The following is an 18,099-nucleotide window of genomic DNA, read 5'->3' on the forward strand; positions in this document are numbered from 1 at the left end:
CGTCGGATTTTTTTCCAAGAACATTCAATGAAGATTTTTCTGACGCCTGGCGTAAGAGTTTTCCGTAAGTCCGGCCCTTAGGCTGCGACCTAGACTTACGTCCAATGGGCACCCCGCGCTGAGGGGCCGACCATGGAGAACAGATCCGACCACAACAATTCGAATAAGACTGCGTAATGGTTATGAAAAAAGCGGACGCCTTCATCCAGGCAGGGAAAACCGCGGTGTTGCAAAACATCCAGGGAACGCTGCAATTTCTCCAGCGCTTTCCGCCGTTCAACCAAATGGAAAATGCCCACTTGGCCTATCTGGTGGAGCAATGCCTGCTGCGCTTCTATGCCCCGGGCGACACCATCATCAAACCGGCCGACGGCCCGGTTGAGCACTTTTACATCGTCAAGCAGGGTCGGGTGGTGGGCGAACGCCCGCATTCGGCCAAGGGTGGCACCGAGACCACCTTCGAGATCACTACTGGCGAATGTTTCCCTCTGGCCGCGCTGCTGGGCGAGCGGGCCACGCGCACCGAGCATCGGGCCGGCGAAGACACGTTCTGCCTGCAACTGAACAAACTGGCCTTCATCAAGCTCTTCGCCCTGTCCGCCCCGTTTCGCGATTTCGCCCTGCGTGGGGTCAGCAGCCTGCTCGACCAGGTCAATCAGCAGGTCCAGCAGAAATCCGCGCAAACCCTGGGCACCCAGTACTCTCTCAATACCCGGCTGGGTGAACTAGCGATGCGCCATCCAGTCAGTTGCAGCCCGGACACGCCGCTGCGCGAAGCCGTGAAACTGATGCACGAGCAGCAAGTCGGCAGCATCGTGGTGGTCAATGAGCAAAAAGCGCCGGTGGGGATTTTCACTTTGCGCGACCTGCGGCAGGTGGTGGCCGATGGTTCCGGGGACTTTTCCCAAGCCATCGTAGGCCACATGACCCAAGCCCCCTTCTTCCTTTCGCCAGACCACAGCGCCTTCGACGCGGCCATCGCCATGACCGAGCGCCACATCGCCCACGTCTGCCTGGTCAAGGACCAGCGCCTGTGTGGCGTGGTCTCGGAGCGCGATCTGTTTTCCTTGCAGCGCGTCGACCTGGTGCACCTGGCCCGGACCATCCGCAACGCCCCCAGGGTGGAAAACCTCGTGGCCCTGCGCGGCGAGATCGGCCAACTGGTGGAGCGCATGCTGGCCCACGGCGCGTCGTCGACCCAGATCACCCACATCATCACCCTGCTCAACGATCACACGGTGTGCCGCGTCATCGAGCTGACCCTGGCCGACAAAGGCGACCCGGGTGTGCCGTTCAGTTGGCTGTGTTTCGGCAGCGAGGGCCGGCGCGAGCAGACCCTGCACACCGACCAGGATAACGGCATTTTGTTCGAAGCCCGGGACGCCGCCCATGCTGCACAGATCCGTGGCCTGCTGTTGCCCATCGCTCAACAGATCAACCAAAGCCTGGCCCTGTGCGGCTTCACCTTGTGCAAGGGCAACATCATGGCCGGCAACCCCGAGCTGTGCCTGTCCCGTGCAGAATGGGCCCGGCGCTTCGCGTCATTCATTCGCGAAGCGACGCCGGAAAACCTGCTGGGCTCGAGCATCTATTTCGACCTGCGGGTGGTCTGGGGCGATGAGCAAGGTTGCGAGCAGTTGCGCCAGCAGATCCTCGGCCAAGTGGCCGACAATCGTCTGTTCCAGCGCATGATGGCCGAGAACGCGCTGCGTCATCGCCCGCCGGTGGGACGCTTCAGGGACTTCGTGCTGAGCCGCAAGAATGGCGAAAAGGCGACCCTGGACTTGAAAGTGCAAGGCCTGACGCCCTTCGTCGACGGCGCCCGCCTGCTGGCCCTGGCCAACGGCATCGAAGCCAACAATACCCTGGAACGCCTGCGACAACTGGTCGTCAAGGAAGTGATCGAACCGCTCGATGGCGCGGCCTATGAAGAGGCCTATCACTTCATCCAGCAAACCCGCATGCAGCAACACCAACTGCAAACCCGCGAGAACCTGCCCTATTCCAACCGCGTTGACCCCGACAGCCTCAACCATCTGGACCGACGCATCCTGCGCGAATCCCTACGCCAGGCCCAACGCCTGCAAAGCAGCCTGACGCTGAGGTACCAGTTGTGAACCTGTTTTCCTGGCTGCGCCCGGCCCAACCGACATTGCCCGACGCGCTGCAGCAGCGCCTGGAGCGCCTGCCCGCGCCCTCGCCACTGGGCGAAGGCGACCTGCGGGAGCAACGCTGGGTCGTCCTGGACCTGGAAACCACCGGGTTGAACCTGAACAAGGACCAGGTGCTGTCCATCGGCGCGGTGGTCATCGAAGACGGTGCCATCGACTTCAGCCAGCAATTCGAACGTACCTTGCAGTGCAATCAGCAAAAGCTCGGCCCCAGTGTGTTGATCCATGGCCTGGCGCCCAGTGCCATCGCCGCCGGCAGCGACCCGGCCGAGGCGCTGCTGGCGTTCATGGCGTTCGTGGGCGACAGCCCGCTGCTGGCCTTTCACGCGCCGTTCGATTCCCACATGCTCGGGCGCGCCTTGAAAGACCATCTGGGCTATCGCCTGCAGCATCCGTTCCTCGACGTGGCGGACTTGGCCCCGATGCTTTGCCCGCAAGCCCATTTGCGCAAATCCGGCCTGGACGAATGGATCGACTGGTTCAAGCTGCAAGTCTTCGACCGCCACAACGCCAGCGCCGACGCCCTGGCCACAGCGGAGCTGGCGCTGATCCTGTTCAGCCGCGCCCGCCAGCAACAGATCCACAGTCCGCTTGACCTGCAACAGCGCCTGGGTCAGTGGAAACGGCGGCAGCAGGCGCCTTCGCTTTGAAAGATGAACACACTCACTGTGGGAGCGAGCTTGCTCGCGATGGCGCACTGTCAGTCGGCATCGAAGTTGACTGACCTGCCGCTATCGCGAGCAAGCTCGCTCCCACACAGAACCCGGCCTCAATTTCCTTATCTACACCGCCCGACCAGCGCCAATTGCTTTCCCGCCCCCGCCTCTGCCACAATCGCGAACAATTCTCGTTACTTAAAACATCGGTGATGCTCCGTGTCGTCAGTCCCTAGCCCCCACAGTGATCTGGTTGGTGCGTTATACCGTGACCATCGCGCTTGGCTATTGGCATGGCTGCGACGCAACGTGGCGTGTGCGCACCGAGCGGAAGACCTGAGCCAGGACACTTTCGTGCGCTTGCTGGGACGCGAGGACCTGAAGGCGCCCCGCGAACCCCGGGCATTTCTGGTGGCCATCGCCAAGGGCCTGTTGTTCGATTATTTCCGTCGAGCGGCATTGGAGCAGGCTTACCTCACCGAACTGATGCTGATCCCCGAGGCCGAGCAGCCCTCGGTGGAAGAACAGCAAATCATCCTGGAAGACCTCAAGGCCATTGATCGCCTGCTCGGCAAACTGTCCAGCAAGGCCCGTGCAGCCTTCCTCTATAACCGCCTCGACGGCCTCGGCCACGCCGAAATCGCCGAGCGCCTGGGGGTTTCGGTGCCGCGGGTACGGCAGTACCTGGCCCAGGGCATCCGGCAGTGCTACATCGCCCTGTACGGTGAACCGACATGAGCCAGGCCCATGCCAAACCGGTCTCGGCCAGCGTGCTGGATGCCGCCATTGCCTGGCAGTTGTCCTTGGACGCGAGCAGCGCCCAGGAGCATGAAGCGTTCGCCCGCTGGCATGCCGCCGATGAAGAACACGCCCGCGCCTGGCGGCAACTGGGCATGCTCGACCAGCGCTTCAGCGTGGCCAACGGACCGGCACGGGCGGCGTTGCTGCAATCGCGGGTGAGCATTCGCCGACGGATACGCAAGATCGGCAGTGGCCTGGCCAGCGTTGTCGCGGTCATCGGCCTGGCGTTGTTTGCCGGCGAACGTTACCTGCCGCTGGATTACTGGCTGGCCGATCAGCGCACCGCGACAGGCGAGCAACGCACCTTGCGCCTGGCCGACGGCACGCTGATCAACCTCAACACCCACAGTGCGCTGGACGTGCGTTTCGATGACAAGCAGCGCCGTATCGTCCTGCAGGAAGGCGAAATCCTGGTGGAGACCGGCCACGACGACCCGCGCCCGTTCATTGTCGAGACTCGCGAAGGCCGCCTGCGCGCGTTGGGTACACGATTCCTGGTCAAGCGTGAAGACGAAGGCACACGCCTGAGCGTGTTGAAATCCGCGGTGGCGGCCCATCCGCAAGCAACCGACAAAGAACAGATTCTGCGCGAAGGCCAGCAGGTGCTGATGCGCCGCGACGGCCTCGGGCCGACCGTTGCCCTGAACCCCGGCGCCGATGCCTGGACCCGCGGCATGCTGGTGGTGGACAACGCTCGCCTTGAAGACCTGGTCCATGAGTTGGGACGTTACCGACGCGGCTATCTGGGCGTCGAGCCACAGGTGGCCGACCTGCGCATCACCGGCAGTTTCCCGTTGCACGACACTGACTTGGCCCTGACCGCCCTGTTGCCGACCTTGCCGGTGCAGGTCGAGCATCACACGCGGTGGTGGGTGGTGGTGGGGCCACGGGCTGAAGCCAAGCCCTGAATGGCTTTGTGTCAGGGATGACCTCATCGCGAGCAAGCTCGCTCCCACAGGATGATTCGTGGGCGGCTCGTGTGGGAGCGAGCTCGCTCGCGAAGAGGTCATCCCACACAGCACAAAATCCAGGCCGACCTCAAAACTGAATCTAAATTATTTTCATCCAGCTCTATCACTTTTCGATTTTCATCCGGCACCCAGGCAATTGAGAAATATTTCCATTCAGGAGCCGCCGTATGTCCCGCCCGTTAGACACCCTGTTGCGCCCCAGCCTGTTGGCCGTCGCCATTGCCTTTGCCGTCCCGTTGACCAGCACCCCGCTGCTGGCCGCCGAACAAGCCACGAGCGTGCGCACCTACAACCTGCCCGCCGCGCCCCTGGCCAGCACCCTGAACCAGATCGCCAGCCAGGCCGGCCTCGCGCTGAGCCTGAATCCTTCCCTGGCCTCGGGCAAGACCTCGGCCCCGGTCCAAGGCCAGTTCGACGCCACCGGCGCATTGCGCGAGGCCTTGCGCGGCACCGGCCTGCAACTGGAACAAAGCAGCGCTGGCACCTACAGCCTGGTGGCCATACCTGAAGGCGTCATGGCCTTGCCGGAAACCAGTGTGATCGGTGCCGGTCTCAGCGAAACCGCGTGGGGACCGACCGAGGACTACGTCGCCACCCGCACCGCCGCCGGCACCAAGACCGACACGCCGATCGTCGAACTGCCGCGCTCAGTCTCCGTGGTCACCCGCCAACAGATGGAGGACCGTTCTGTCCTCAACCTCAATGACGCCCTGCGCTACACCGCCGGCGTGCAGAGCAGCGGCTACGGCTCGGATTCGCGCAACGACTGGCTGCTGGTCCGCGGCTTCGTGCCGACCCAGTTCCTCGATGGCCTGCCGCTGCCCAAGGGCAACTACATCACGCCGAAAATCGAGCCCTGGAACCTTGAGCGCATCGCCGTGCTGCGTGGCCCGGCCTCCTCGGTCTACGGCCAGACGCCACCTGGCGGCATGCTGGACATGGTCAGCCGTCGCCCACAGGCCGAAAGCAGCCATGAGGTCGAACTGCAGGCCGGCAGCTACGAACATAAGCAGATCAACTTCGACAGCACCGGCAAAGTCGATGACGAAGGCCAGTTCCTCTATCGGCTCAGCGGCACCGTGCGCGACAGCAACTCCCAGGTCGACCACATCCCGGACAAGCGCTACAACCTCGCGCCGAGCCTGACCTGGAACATCAACGACGACACGCGCCTGACCTTCCTGTCCCAGTACACCCGCGACGACACCGGCATCACCGGGCAATTCCTGCCGTTGCAAGGCACCAAGCTGTCTTCGCCGGCGGGCAAGATTTCCCACCACAAGAACCTGGGCGATCCGGATTGGGAATTCTACGACCGTACCTACTACGCCCTCGGCTATGCGTTCGAACACCGTCTGAACGACACCTGGCAGTTCCGCCAGAACCTGCGCTACACCAAGAGCGACCTGGAAACCCAGGGCATCTCCGCTGGCGGGCAATTCTGGCCGGCGGGGCCTGAGGAAGCAGTCAGCGCCGATGGCACCATCAAGCGCAGCGCCAGTGTCATTGACGAAGACATCAGCCAGTTCGCCGTGGACAACAATTTCCAGGCCGACTTCCAGACCGGTGCCCTCAGTCACACCCTGCTGCTGGGCCTGGATCACCAGCGCTCCAACAGCAATTCCCGTTGGTTGTGGGGCTCGACCGGCGTGCCGACCAGCAACATCCACAACCCGATCTACGGACAGGATTTCTCCAACGTCCAGTACTTCACCATGTATGACTACAACCAGAAGACCAACCAGACCGGTCTGTATGTCCAGGACCAGATCGCCCTGGACAACTGGCGCCTGACCCTCGGCGGCCGTGAAGACTGGATTCACACCGGCACCGAATTCCACAACCAGAACAACGTCACCAACACCCAGCGCGACAAGAAATTCAGCGGCAACGCGGCGTTGAGCTACGTCTTCGATAACGGTGTGACGCCCTACATTTCCTTCGCCCAGTCGTTCCAGGCGGCGGCCGGTTCAACCGTCAACAGCACCGAAGCGTTCAAGCCAACAGAAGGCGAACAATACGAAGCCGGCATCAAGTACCAACCGCCAGGCACCAAGACCTTGCTGACCGCCGCAGTGTTCGACCTGACCCAGAAAAACAACTCCGTAACCGAAAACAACGTCACCCGCCAAGTGGGTGAAGTCCAGGTGCGTGGCCTGGAACTGGAAGCCTCGGGCGATGTGACCGACAATCTGAAGCTCATCGGTTCCTACACCTACAACGACAGTGAAATCACCAAGGGCACCGCAGCGGAAAAAGGCAAGCGCATGGCCCAGGTGCCACGCAACCAGGCCACCGCCTGGGCGGACTACACCTGGCACAACGGTCCGCTGGATGGCTTCGGGGTCGGTGCCGGCGTGCGTTATGTCGGCGACACCTACGGCAACACCACCAACACCGACTGGGGTCACGTCGGCTCCTACACCGTGTATGACGCCTCGGCCCACTACGACCTCGGGCGTTTGAACAAGACCCTCAAAGGCGTCACGGTGGCGGTGGACGCGAAGAACATTTTCAACAAGGACTACCTGTCCACTTGCGATGGCTTCTACTGCTACTACGGCGATCAACGCAATGTCGTCGCCAGCGTGAATTACAAATGGTAAACGGTTAGCATTTGCAAAACCTTTTGAGGGCAGCTGTACCTGAGACCTGTCAGTCAAATGACCCCCCGGTGGGAGCGAGCTTGCTCGCGAAGACGGCGTAACAGTCAACATCGATGTTGTCTGGCACACCGCTTTCGCGAGCAAGCTCGCTCCCACAGGTTTCGCGGCTTGACTGACGGGGCTCAGGCATCGAGGCCCTCTTGCATTCGGATCGCTCATGAAAAGCAAAACCATCCGCCGCTGGTCCTTCGTCCATACCTGGACCAGCCTGATCTGCACGGTGTTCCTGCTGATGCTGGCGATCACCGGGCTGCCGTTGATCTTCCACCATGAAATCGAGCATCTGCTGGGAGACGCTCCCGAGTTCCGGGAAATGCCCGCCGACACGCCACACCTGGATCTCCAGCAATTAGTGGAAAAGGCCAAGGCCCATCGTCCCGGTGAAGTGGTCCAGTATTTTGGCTGGGACGACGACGATCCCAACGGCATCTTCACCATCATGGCGCCGACACCGGACACCGAGCCCAACTCCTCCCATACCTTCATGCTCGATGCGCGCACCGGCGAGGCCCTGGAAATGCCCTCGGCCAACGGCGGTTTCATGATGGTCATGCTGCGCCTGCACGTGGACATGTTCGCCGGGTTACCGGGCAAGTTGCTGCTTGCCTTCATGGGCCTGTTGTTTGTGATTGCCATCGTTTCCGGGGTGGTCCTGTACCTGCCGTTCATGCGGCGCTTGAAGTTCGCCACGGTGCGCCAGGACAAATCCACGCGCCTGCGCTGGCTCGACCTGCATAACCTGATCGGTGTGGTGACGCTGGTCTGGGCGCTCACCGTGGGCGTCACCGGCGTGATTGCCGCGTGCGCCGACCTGATCATCGCCGCCTGGCGCAACGACAGCCTCAGCGCCATGGTCGAACCCTATCGCAACACCCCACCGCTGACGCAATTGGCCCCGGCCACCCGCTTGCTCGACATCGCCAAGGAGGTCGCGCCGGGCATGGAGCCCAGCTTCATTGCCTTCCCCGGCACGTTGTTTTCCAGCCAGCACCACTACGGCGTGTTCATGAAAGGCAGCACCCACCTGACCTCCCATTTGCTGACACCGGTGTTGATCGACGCCAGCACCCTGGAGGTCACCGCCGTCGCCGAACGACCGTGGTACATGGACGTCATGAGCCTGTCTCTACCGTTGCACTTCGGCGACTACGGTGGCCGGCCGATGCAGATCTTCTGGGCCACCCTTGACGTGCTCACCATCATTGTCCTCGGCAGCGGCGTCTACCTGTGGCTGGTGCGGCGCAAAGCGGCCAAGCGCGCAACCCTCGGCACGGAGGTCGCCTCGTGAGGCCACGGCAATCGAGCTTCTGGAAAGTGTTTGGCATGCCCGTGCTGATCGCCATTCTCTGCGCCGCCGGGCTGTTCAGTGCCTTGCTGGGGGACGGTCTGTGGGACGCCGTCAGTTGGCTGGGCTTGGGTATACCCTCCGTGTTGGCGGTGTGGGGACTGATTCCACGCCGCTGAGTCATCCGGGCGCGCATTTGCCAGAGTGGGCGCCCCTTCTCTCCTCGTCATACGACAACCGCAAGCGCCCCGGCTGCTTCAGACCGCCCTACCTTTGACATATTTGTTGACAAATTAATTCTTGACCCTCTATAAGTGCGCACGTTGTACGACAACCTACAACAGAGCACGCCACGCCAAATCCAAAAATAATCGATGGTGAAGTGATGAAAATCAAAGGCATCCGCTGGTGGATGGTCGGCCTGGTCACGGCCGGCCTGATGGTCAACTACCTGGCTCGCAATACCCTCTCGGTGGCCGCGCCCACCCTGATGAGCGAAATGAACATCTCCACCGAGCAGTACTCCCACATCGTCGTGGCCTGGCAGATCTGCTATGCCCTGATGCAGCCAGTGGCCGGTTACATCATCGATGCCATCGGCACCAAGATGGGCTTCGCCATTTTCGCGTTCGCTTGGTCCATCGCCTGTGCCGCGGCGGCCATGGCGTCGGGCTGGCAGGGCCTGGCGTTTTTCCGCGGTTTGCTTGGTCTGACGGAAGCCGCTGGGCTGCCGGCTGCGGTAAAGACCTCTACCGAATGGTTCCCGGCCAAAGAACGCTCGGTGGCCATCGGCTGGTTCAACATCGGTTCCTCGATCGGCGCCGTGCTGGCTCCGCCGCTAGTGGTCTGGGCGATCCTGAACAGTGGTTGGGAGCTGGCGTTCCTGATCGTTGGCGGGCTGGGCGTGGCCTGGACGTTCCTCTGGCTGATCTTTTACAAACATCCACGCGACCAGAAGCTCCTGGGCGACACCGAGCGTGATTACATCCTCAGCGGCCAGGAAGCTCACTTCCAAGACCCGACGCCGAAGAAAGGCAGCTGGAAACGCATCATCGCCAGCCGCAACTTCTACGCCATCGCCAGTGCCCGGATCCTCTCCGAGCCGGCCTGGCAGACGTTCAACGCCTGGATCCCGCTGTACCTGATGACCGAGCGGCATATGAACATCAAGGAGATCGCGATGTTCGCCTGGTTGCCGTTCCTGGCCGCCGACCTCGGTTGTGTGCTGGGCGGTTACCTGAGCCCGTTCTTCCATAAATACTGCAAGGTGTCGTTGTTCACTTCGCGCAAGATGGTCCTGCTGTTCGGCGCCTCCTGCATGATCGGCCCAGCCTGCATCGGCTTGGTCGACAGCCCGTACACGGCCATCGCCCTGCTGTGCATCGGCGGCTTCGCCCACCAGACCCTGTCCGGGGCGCTGTACGCCATCACATCCGATTCGTTCGGCAAGAATGAAGTCGCCACCGCCACCGGCATGGGCGGGATGTTCGGTTACCTGGGCGCCGCCGCCTTCACGCTGCTGTTCGGCGTCATGGTGACCCGGATCGGCTACAGCCCGCTGTTCGTGCTGCTGGCCATCTTCGATGTGGTTGCCGCGTTCATCGTCTGGACCGTCGCCCGGGAACTCAAGCAGCAACCGACGACGTCGACGCCAGAACCGCAGGCCCTTCAACCGGCCACCTGATGCATGGCGCGACCGGCCTTCTTCGCCTCGGTCGCGCCTGCCTTGAACACGGATGAACGCGCTATGCTGCGCAACAAGTCCCCTTGAATCGAGACGTTGCCATGTCCACCCCCAGCATGACGCTGTTCCACAACCCCGCTTCGCCCTTCGTTCGCAAGGTCCTGGTGCTGCTGCACGAAACCGGCCAGCAAGACCGCGTGGCGTTGCAGCTCAGCCAGCTCACGCCGGTCAAGCCGGATCGGGCGCTGATCGAGGACAACCCGTTGAGCAAGATCCCGGCCCTGCGCCTGGCCAACGGGAGCGTGATTCATGACAGCCGCGTCATTCTCGACTACCTCGATCACCAGCATGTCGGCAACCCGCTGATCCCCCGGGACGGCGCGGCTCGCTGGCGGCGTTTGACCCTGGCCTCCCTGGCCGATGGAGTCATGGATGCGGCGGTGATGATCCGCTACGAAACCGCGCTACGTCCTGTGGAAAAACACTGGGACGAGTGGCTCGATGCGCAACGGGACAAGATTCGCCGGGCCCTGGGCCTGCTCGAAGCCGAGGCGATCGCCGAACTGGCCAGCCATTTCGACGTGGCCTCCATCAGCGTGGCCTGCGCCCTGGGCTACCTGGACCTGCGCCATCCCGACCTGGAATGGCGCAAGGCCAACCCGCAATTGGCGGCTTGGTTTGCCGAGGTGAGCTTGCGGCCTTCGATGGTAGCGACCGTGCCCAAAATTTAGTGCTGCACTGGCTGTACCGGCCCCATCGCGAGCAAGCTCGCTCCCACATTTGATCCGTTGCCTGGGTAAACGAGGTCTCCTGTGGGAGCAAGGGCATTCCCACATTTGGCTTCGTTGCCTGGGTAAACGAGGTCTCCTGTGGGAGCGAGCTTGCTCGCGATAGGGTCACTGCGGTCCAGCGCAAACAACCCGGCAATCAGCGCCACCAGTATCGCGCCCTCCCGCTGATCCTCACGCAACCCCAACGACCGGCTCATTTCACCTCTCCCAACTCAAAACTCATCGCTGCGGCCGGTTTCGCCCCGACCCCATACCAATCCAGCTTGCGGGTCAGCACCATGAACACGCCCAGCAGGCCGAACAGCAACAGCGACCCCATCAACAGCGCATAGTCCTCCGCGCTCAACAGGCCGTAGAGCAAGCCGTACAAACCCGCCAGCCCCGCCGAAAACCCCAGGCCGTGGCTCACGCTGCGCAGCACATGGCAGACATAAAACCCGATCAGCACGACACAGGCACTGGCCGACACCAGGTACGCCAGGGTGAAGCCGATGTGCTCCGACAGCGACAACAGCAGCAGATAGAAGAACGCCAGCGCCACACCCACCAACGCGTACTGGACCGGGTGCACCGCCAGGCTCTTGAGCACTTCGAAAAGGAAGAAGCCGGCAAACGTCAGGGCAATGAACAGCAGCGCATATTTGATCGCCCGGTCGCTCTTGAGGTACTGGTCCACCGGGTCGATGAAGCTCACACCGAAGGCCCGGCTGCGGAACGCTTCACAGCCATCGCTCGGCTCGCAGGCTTGCAATGTTTCCAGCAGGTTGGTGGAGAAAAACGACGTCTGCCAGTCGGCACTGAAGCCCTGCTCATTGATCTCGCGATTGCTGGGCAGATAGTTGCCAATGAAGCTCGGGTGCGGCCAGTCCGCCGACAAGTGCACTTTGGTGGATTTGCCCACCGGCAGAATCTGGAACTCGCCAGTGCCTTGCAGGCGCAGGTCAAAACCGAAAGTCAGCTCGGGACCGCCCTGGGCGGTGATCATCGGCAGCGGCACATGCACACCCTGCCCCAGCCAGCCAAGCCGCGAACCAGGCAGGAAGTCGACGGTCTGCTGGTTCAGCGTCAGGGTCAGCGCGTTCTCGATACCACGAATATCGCTGATGCCAACGCTCAAGTACGGTTCGTCGAAGCGGTAGTCGGCAAAGTCCTTGGCGGCGACACCGTAGCGCTCAGGCACCTTGAAGCGGCCATCGATTCGGTTATCGGCGTGGAACATCCGCGCTTCGTAGATACCCCGGGCACGGGTTTCGGTGCGGACCTGGCCGTCGAGCTCGAATTGCTCCGGCAAGAAATACAGCTCGCCCGTTCGCTCGACGGTTTCCAGGAAACGCACGCCGGTCTTCTCGTTGGTGTTCCAGACCTTCACGCTCTTGCGAAACGGCACCACGATCATCGGCCCGATCAATTGCTGGCTGTAGCTGGAGCTGCGGGCGATGTCCTGCAGCACACCGTCGCGCAATTCCTGGCGCTCATCAATGAGGCCGTTGATCATCAACAGCGGAATCATCAGCAAGAGAATCAAGAGGGCGATCATGCCCAGTTTAATGGCGAGGCTGCGGTTCATGTGGGGCTCTCCCTGTTCGAATGAGGGAGAGTCTGGGGTGGCTGTGTGAGGGGTTTATGGGGGGAATGTGGAGATTGTGTGGAGAACCGGGAACCTTTGTGGGAGCGAGCTTGCTCGCGATGGCGGTGGGTCAGCGCCAGTTATGCCGACTGGTACTCCGCTATCGCGAGCAAGCTCGCTCCCACAGGAAGGGGTGTTTAGTCAGATAGCAGCTGCGGCTTCAGGGCAGCCCCAAAACCACTTCCACCCCGCCCTCGACATTGCCAATACTGAACTGCCCACCATGCAACTGCACCACCTCCTCCACGAAGTTGAGTCCCAGGCCGGTGCTCTTGCGGCCGCTGTCTGGCCGCGGCAGGGAGTAGAAGCGTTCGCTCAGGCGGGGCAGCGCGTAGTCGGGAATCGGTGCGGCCTGATTGAACAGGCGGATCTCGATGCGGCTCCCACGGCGTTCGGCGCTGACCCGCAGCAGGCCGTTCACGGGGGTGAAGTCCAGGGCGTTTTCCAGCAAATTGCCCAAGGCCTGGCGCAACAGGAACGGCTCTCCCGTCAACGTCAGATCGGCAGCGATGTGCTGTTCAACCTTCAACTGGCGGCTTTCGATCCAACCGCCGCGCGCTTCCAGCAACTCGTCCATCAACGCCGCCAGCGGCACCGAGACCTCTTCTTCCAGCCCCTGGCGCTGCTCGATCTGGGCCAGGTTGAGCAAGCGTTCGATCAACTGCTGCATGCGTACACTTTCGTTGTCGATGTTACTGACGAAGCGCTGGTGCTGGGCGGCGGGCATGTCGCTTTGCAGCAGTTCGGCGGCGCCACGAATCGCCGCCAGCGGGCTCTTGAGTTCGTGGGTGAGCGTGTGCACGTAGCGCTCGACGTAGGCCTTGCCTTCCAGTTGCGTGCGCATGTGTTCCACCGCTCCGGCCAACTGCTCGAACTCGCCGCCGCGATAATGCGGCACTTCGACCCGTTGCCCCTGGCTCACGGCCTGGGCGTAGCGGGTCAGACGGCGTAGCGCCGAGCTGAGCCACCATGACAGCAACGCCCCGAGCAACAGGCCCAGGCCGATCAGCCCGACGCCATAAAGCAGCAGGCGCCGCTCCGTACGGTCGATATAGGGTTGCAGCGAGCTGTTGGGCTTGGCGACGGTCACCACGCCGATAATCCGGCCGTTGTCGCGGATCGGTGCGCCGACATGCATCACCGACGACGCCGGATCGTCCGGATTGGCGCGGGTCGAACGGGCGCCGTAGTGGCCGCGCAGGGTCAGGTAGACGTCGTTCCAGCGCGAATAATCCTGCCCCACCGCCACGCCACTGGAGTCGAGCACCACGATGCCGTTGGCATCCGTGACGTAGATGCGATGGTTGACCTGGTTCTTCGGCAGGCCCCAGATCGTCGCCGCCGGCTGGCGTTCGCCGTAGGCCTTGAGCAGTTGTGGCCAGCGATTCTGGTTGAGGGTACCGGCCTTGAAATCGTCCCGCAGGATCTCGGCCATCAGGTTGGCGGTGTCCACCAGGGTTTCTTCGGTTGACTGGCGCACGCCGGGGCGGATCTGTTCGATCACCGTACCGAACACGAAATACCCGGTCAGGCTGATGAACAGAACATAGACCAGGAAAATCCGGATCCCCAGCGACATCAGCTATGACCCGGGCTGTAGCTGTAGCCCAGGCCTCGATGTGTCTGGATCGGTTCGGCCTCGGCCCGGACCAGGCGCAGTTTGGCGCGCACGCTCTTGATATGGCTGTCAATGCTGCGCTCGTAGCCGGCATCGCTGGCAACGCCCAAGGCATCGAGCAATTGTTCGCGACTGAAGACCCGCTCGGGTTGCTCCAGCAGACAATTGAGCAGGCGGAATTCGTGGCGGGTGAGGTTCAGCGGTTTGCCGCGATAGTGGATCTGCACACGGTCGGCATCGACCTGAAACAGTCCCATGCCCGTCTCCACCGCTGGACGCGGCGCCACGCGCTTGAGGATCGCCCGGACCCTGGCCGCCACCTCGCGCGGGCTGAAGGGTTTGACCACGTAATCGTCGGCACCGATCTCCAGGCCGACAACGCGGTCGATTTCAGCATTGCGCGCGGTGAGAAAAATGACCGGGACGTCGCTGAAGCGCCTGAGTTGCTTGCACGTTTCGAAGCCGCTGATATCCGGCAGGCCGACATCGAGGATAATCAGGTCCACCGGGGTACTTTTCTGATGCTCGAGGGCCGCCGCGCCCAGGCTCAGCCACGTGGTGTCGAACCCCTCCCCTTGCAGGGCAAACACCAACGTATCGGCGATGGCGGCTTCGTCTTCGACAATCAGGATATGAGGCATGGCTTGCGAGCCCAGCTGTAAAGTTGCCGGAACGGTGCCCCAAGCCTTGGAGCACGTCAACCGGCATTCAAGCTTGCGCGGTTAGCCGTCATACCTAACAGTTCTGATAGTAGGCACCCGCTGAAAAACGGCTGATGCTGGAGACCGTTCTTGAAGGCTTCAGATGGAGCTTAGTCCATGACTACCTACTCTCGCAGAGCCGTATTGTGCCACTACCGCTACGACCCGCTCGATCGGCTGGTCGACCGTGCACCATCCGCGGAGGCCATCATTCGGCGCTTTTATTGCAAGAACCGAATGGCTACCGAAATACAGGGCGCAGTGGAAAGTAGTATTTTCCAGCACGAAGACCAGTTGCTGGCCCTACTTCGACGCGTGGATGTAAATGGCTGGACTGCCCTGCTGGCGACCGATCAACAGCGTTCGGTATTGACTGGACTCGACGCAACCGGGGCTCGCCCCTACCGAAGCTATACACCTTATGGCCATCGCCCCGCAGAAAATGGTTTATTCAGTTTACTTGGGTTTAATGGTGAGCAGCCCGATCCGGTGACAGGACACTATTTATTGGGAAATGGATCTAGAACTTTCAACCCGGTATTGATGCGATTTAACAGTTCAGACAGTTTGAGCCCATTTGGAAAGGGGGAATTGAATGCGTATGGCTATTGTATAGGAGACCCCATTAACCGGAACGATCCGACAGGGCACACTCCAATTCGGTCGATGTTAAAGAGTGTTCGAAAACCGCTCACGCCCCAGTCAACCACCTTAACATCCATCGGAGCACGGAGTGAGCGAGCTGCCAAATCCACACCAACACTACAGACAGCAAAAAATGTAAGTAACCTAAAACAAAACAAAGCCATAGTCGAGATCGCGAAAGCCAATGAAGCAAAATTAGGGCAGCATGATCATTTTACCATTAACCCACCTCTCACCGACCCAATAGAAATTTGGAGTCAATATGAATTCCTTAAACTTTTACATGAGTTTGAGACATTTCCAAATATATATAAGAAAATTGCCTTTTCACTGCCCAGCGGGGCCGAACTACTTAACACCATAGCTTTCGACACAAGAATTGACCTTGCGAAAAGCTTAAGCAAACAAGCAAACCTCGAAAAGTTAAATAATTTTTTATCTAAAGAGGGACTACCTGAGGTAAATATCCTTCCTGCAATCAGGATAACCGGCGCAGAAATAGCTCGCTACAAATATATACAGCATTTTACTAAACTTGATTTTACCAAGGAGATCCGTCAATCTTAAGTAAATTCAAACATAAAAAACTTTTATATATTACCCTAACGCCCAAGCCGCCAGGCCCCGAAAAAACACCTTCTAATTTTCGGAACCCTTATAAGAATTGCTGAGCTACGCCATCAGCAGTCCGGCTTGTCAGCCGTATAACGCCGCGCCGGGTTCACCGCCGCGCCGAACTCACGCAACGCCTTGGCGCCGATCAGCAACGGGTAGTTGAAACTGCTGCGGTCGGTCAGGTTGACTTCCACGGTGCGCTTGACGTTGCCCAGGCACATTTCCAGCTCCACCACCGGGCGCTTGCTGGGGGCGATCTTTTCGTCGTCTTCATCTTCTTCGGAACGGGTCTTGATCTTGCTGATGCGCGCGACCTTGTGTTCATAGATCTTGTTGCTCGCATCCTTGGTCGCCAGGCGGAACCGCACCCAGTCATCGCCGTCACGGGTAAAGGTCTCGATGTCCTTGGCCGACAGCGAGGCGGTCAGGGCGCCGGTGTCCATCTTGGCCTTGAGTACTTCACCGCCGATTTCCGGCAGCGCAATGTATTCGTAGCGCCCATACAGGGTCGGCTCGGCGGCCAGCACTGGAAGGGCCACCAGGGTAAGCAGGGCGAGAAGGGATTTCATGCAATTGGGCTTCCTGTGTGGGTGGGGTTTTAGACCGTGACGGGTGGATTCGTTCGGTTGGTTCACGCACCTGTGGCCAGCGATCACTTTCGCTCGGCAGTGTAGGAGCTGTAGAGTGCAACGAGGCTGCGATCTTGTCCCTATCAATTGAGTCCAAAGCGAAAGATCAAAAGATCGCAGCCTCCGGCAGTTCCCACGCCCCAGCCCAGCGGGAGCAAGCTCACTCGCCACAAAAGCGAACCCAGCATACCCGCCAAAAGGTGAAACATTCGTCCACACCGATTTGGCCTGTCGCCCGAAGCTTGCTTATCATGGCCCGCCCACCCGTCTGCAAGAGTCATCTATGCGCCGCCTGCTCACCGGCTGTTTCGTCACCCTGCTGCTGTTGCTCAACACCCTGGTGCTATTCGGGCCGCTGATGGTGTTCGCACTGCTCAAACTGGTATTGCCCGGGCGCTTTCGCGACTACGCCTCGTGGGCGGTGATGTGGATCGCCGAGACCTGGGCCGAGATCGACAAGCTGATCTTCGCCCTGTGCATCCCCACCCGCTGGGACATCCGCGGCGGTGCCGACCTGCGCAGTGACACCTCCTACCTGGTGATCAGCAATCACCAATCCTGGGTGGACATCCCCGCCCTGGTCCAGACCCTCAACCGGCGCACGCCGTTCTTCAAGTTCTTCCTCAAGAAGGAACTGATCTGGGTACCGTTCCTGGGGCTGGCCTGGTGGGCCTTGGATTACCCTTTCATGAAACGCTACACCAAGGCGTTCCTGGCGAAGAACCCGGAGCTGGCCGGCAAGGACCTGGAAATCACCAAGGCCGCCTGCGAGCTGTTCAAGCGTCAACCGGTCACCGTGGTCAACTACCTCGAAGGTACCCGCTTCACCACCACCAAAAGCCAACAACAGCAATCGCCCTTCACCCACCTGCTCAAGCCCAAGGCCGGTGGCGTGGCGTTCGTGCTGGCGGCCATGGGTGAACAACTGGATGCGGTACTGGACGTGACGGTGGTGTACCCGCAAGAGAACATTCCCGGGTTCTGGGACTTGATCAGCGGCGCGGTGCCCAGGGTCATCATCGACATCCAGACCCGCGAGCTGGACCCGGCGTTGTGGCAGGGCGACTACGAAAACGATCCGGTGTTTCGCCAGCATGTGCAGAATTGGGTCAATCAGCTATGGACTGAAAAGGACCAGCGCATCGAGGCGTTGCGTCGCGAAGGGCAGGGTTCCTAATAGTTCTGATAGTTGGCAGCGGCGGGGAAACCTACGATGCTGAAGGTCCTGATTTTTGGACC

Annotated in this window: 15 protein-coding genes; 11 read left to right on the forward strand and 4 right to left on the reverse strand. The window is 60.9% G+C overall.

Going from position 1 to position 18,099, the window contains the following annotated elements; translation table 11 throughout:
* The first annotated feature begins 182 nt into the window (after positions 1-182).
* The 9 genes from AB7M32_RS02135 to AB7M32_RS02175 all read left to right on the forward strand — a co-directional run bounded on the left by AB7M32_RS02135 (position 183) and on the right by AB7M32_RS02175 (position 10,965).
* Entirely contained in the window at positions 183-2,117 is a 1,935-nt protein-coding gene (locus AB7M32_RS02135; RefSeq protein WP_454252086.1) for a putative nucleotidyltransferase substrate binding domain-containing protein, read from the forward strand.
* Complete coding sequence (locus AB7M32_RS02140; RefSeq protein WP_072405803.1) at positions 2,114-2,821, forward strand: 3'-5' exonuclease; 708 nt, start codon at positions 2,114-2,116, stop codon at positions 2,819-2,821. Before AB7M32_RS02135 ends, AB7M32_RS02140 begins: the two co-directional genes overlap by 4 nt.
* 225 nt (positions 2,822-3,046) lie before the next feature.
* A complete protein-coding gene (locus AB7M32_RS02145) occupies positions 3,047-3,565 on the forward strand; it encodes an RNA polymerase sigma factor (RefSeq protein ID WP_072405804.1) in 519 nt (172 codons plus the stop codon).
* On the forward strand, positions 3,562-4,536 hold the full coding sequence (locus AB7M32_RS02150) for a FecR domain-containing protein (RefSeq protein ID WP_454248954.1): 975 nt from the start codon (positions 3,562-3,564) through the stop codon (positions 4,534-4,536). The genes AB7M32_RS02145 and AB7M32_RS02150 overlap by 4 nt, the downstream gene beginning before the upstream one ends.
* A gap of 230 nt (positions 4,537-4,766) precedes the next feature.
* Positions 4,767-7,205 (forward strand): TonB-dependent siderophore receptor, encoded by a 2,439-nt coding sequence (locus tag AB7M32_RS02155; RefSeq protein WP_454248955.1) that lies wholly within the window; start codon positions 4,767-4,769, stop codon positions 7,203-7,205.
* A gap of 217 nt (positions 7,206-7,422) precedes the next feature.
* On the forward strand, positions 7,423-8,553 hold the full coding sequence (locus tag AB7M32_RS02160; RefSeq protein ID WP_454248956.1) for a PepSY-associated TM helix domain-containing protein: 1,131 nt from the start codon (positions 7,423-7,425) through the stop codon (positions 8,551-8,553).
* Positions 8,550-8,729 (forward strand): hypothetical protein, encoded by a 180-nt coding sequence (locus AB7M32_RS02165; protein ID WP_060740312.1) that lies wholly within the window; start codon positions 8,550-8,552, stop codon positions 8,727-8,729. Before AB7M32_RS02160 ends, AB7M32_RS02165 begins: the two co-directional genes overlap by 4 nt.
* A 206-nt stretch (positions 8,730-8,935) precedes the next feature.
* A complete protein-coding gene (locus AB7M32_RS02170; RefSeq protein WP_454248957.1) occupies positions 8,936-10,234 on the forward strand; it encodes an MFS transporter in 1,299 nt (432 codons plus the stop codon).
* 101 nt (positions 10,235-10,335) lie between these two features.
* Entirely contained in the window at positions 10,336-10,965 is a 630-nt protein-coding gene (locus AB7M32_RS02175; protein ID WP_454248958.1) for a glutathione S-transferase, read from the forward strand.
* A gap of 253 nt (positions 10,966-11,218) precedes the next feature.
* Here the strand turns inward: AB7M32_RS02175 and creD are convergent, their stop codons facing one another.
* From creD to creB, 3 genes are all read right to left on the reverse strand, one after another.
* Positions 11,219-12,592 carry a cell envelope integrity protein CreD gene (gene creD, locus AB7M32_RS02180; protein ID WP_103310881.1) on the reverse strand — a complete coding sequence of 458 codons (1,374 nt, stop codon included), beginning with the start codon at positions 12,590-12,592 and terminating at the stop codon, positions 11,219-11,221.
* 220 nt (positions 12,593-12,812) lie between these two features.
* Positions 12,813-14,231, reverse strand: coding sequence for a two-component system sensor histidine kinase CreC (creC, locus tag AB7M32_RS02185; RefSeq protein ID WP_454248959.1), 1,419 nt, complete (start codon positions 14,229-14,231; stop codon positions 12,813-12,815).
* Positions 14,231-14,911, reverse strand: coding sequence for a two-component system response regulator CreB (creB, locus tag AB7M32_RS02190; protein WP_454248960.1), 681 nt, complete (start codon positions 14,909-14,911; stop codon positions 14,231-14,233). Before creB ends, creC begins: the two co-directional genes overlap by 1 nt.
* A 177-nt stretch (positions 14,912-15,088) precedes the next feature.
* Between creB and AB7M32_RS02195 the strand changes: the two genes are divergently transcribed.
* Complete coding sequence (locus AB7M32_RS02195) at positions 15,089-16,183, forward strand: RHS repeat-associated core domain-containing protein (RefSeq protein WP_454248961.1); 1,095 nt, start codon at positions 15,089-15,091, stop codon at positions 16,181-16,183.
* Positions 16,184-16,296: 113 nt separating this feature from the next.
* Here AB7M32_RS02195 and rloA2 read toward each other — a convergent pair whose 3' ends face one another.
* On the reverse strand, positions 16,297-16,800 hold the full coding sequence (rloA2, locus tag AB7M32_RS02200; RefSeq protein ID WP_454248962.1) for a retropepsin-like aspartic peptidase RloA2: 504 nt from the start codon (positions 16,798-16,800) through the stop codon (positions 16,297-16,299).
* Between the two features lie 343 nt (positions 16,801-17,143).
* Here rloA2 and AB7M32_RS02205 point away from each other — a divergent pair, with 343 nt between their 5' ends.
* Complete coding sequence (locus AB7M32_RS02205) at positions 17,144-18,037, forward strand: acyltransferase (protein WP_454248963.1); 894 nt, start codon at positions 17,144-17,146, stop codon at positions 18,035-18,037.
* Positions 18,038-18,099 lie beyond the last annotated feature (62 nt).

The sequence above is a fragment of the Pseudomonas sp. R151218B TE3479 genome, from assembly GCF_053629195.1.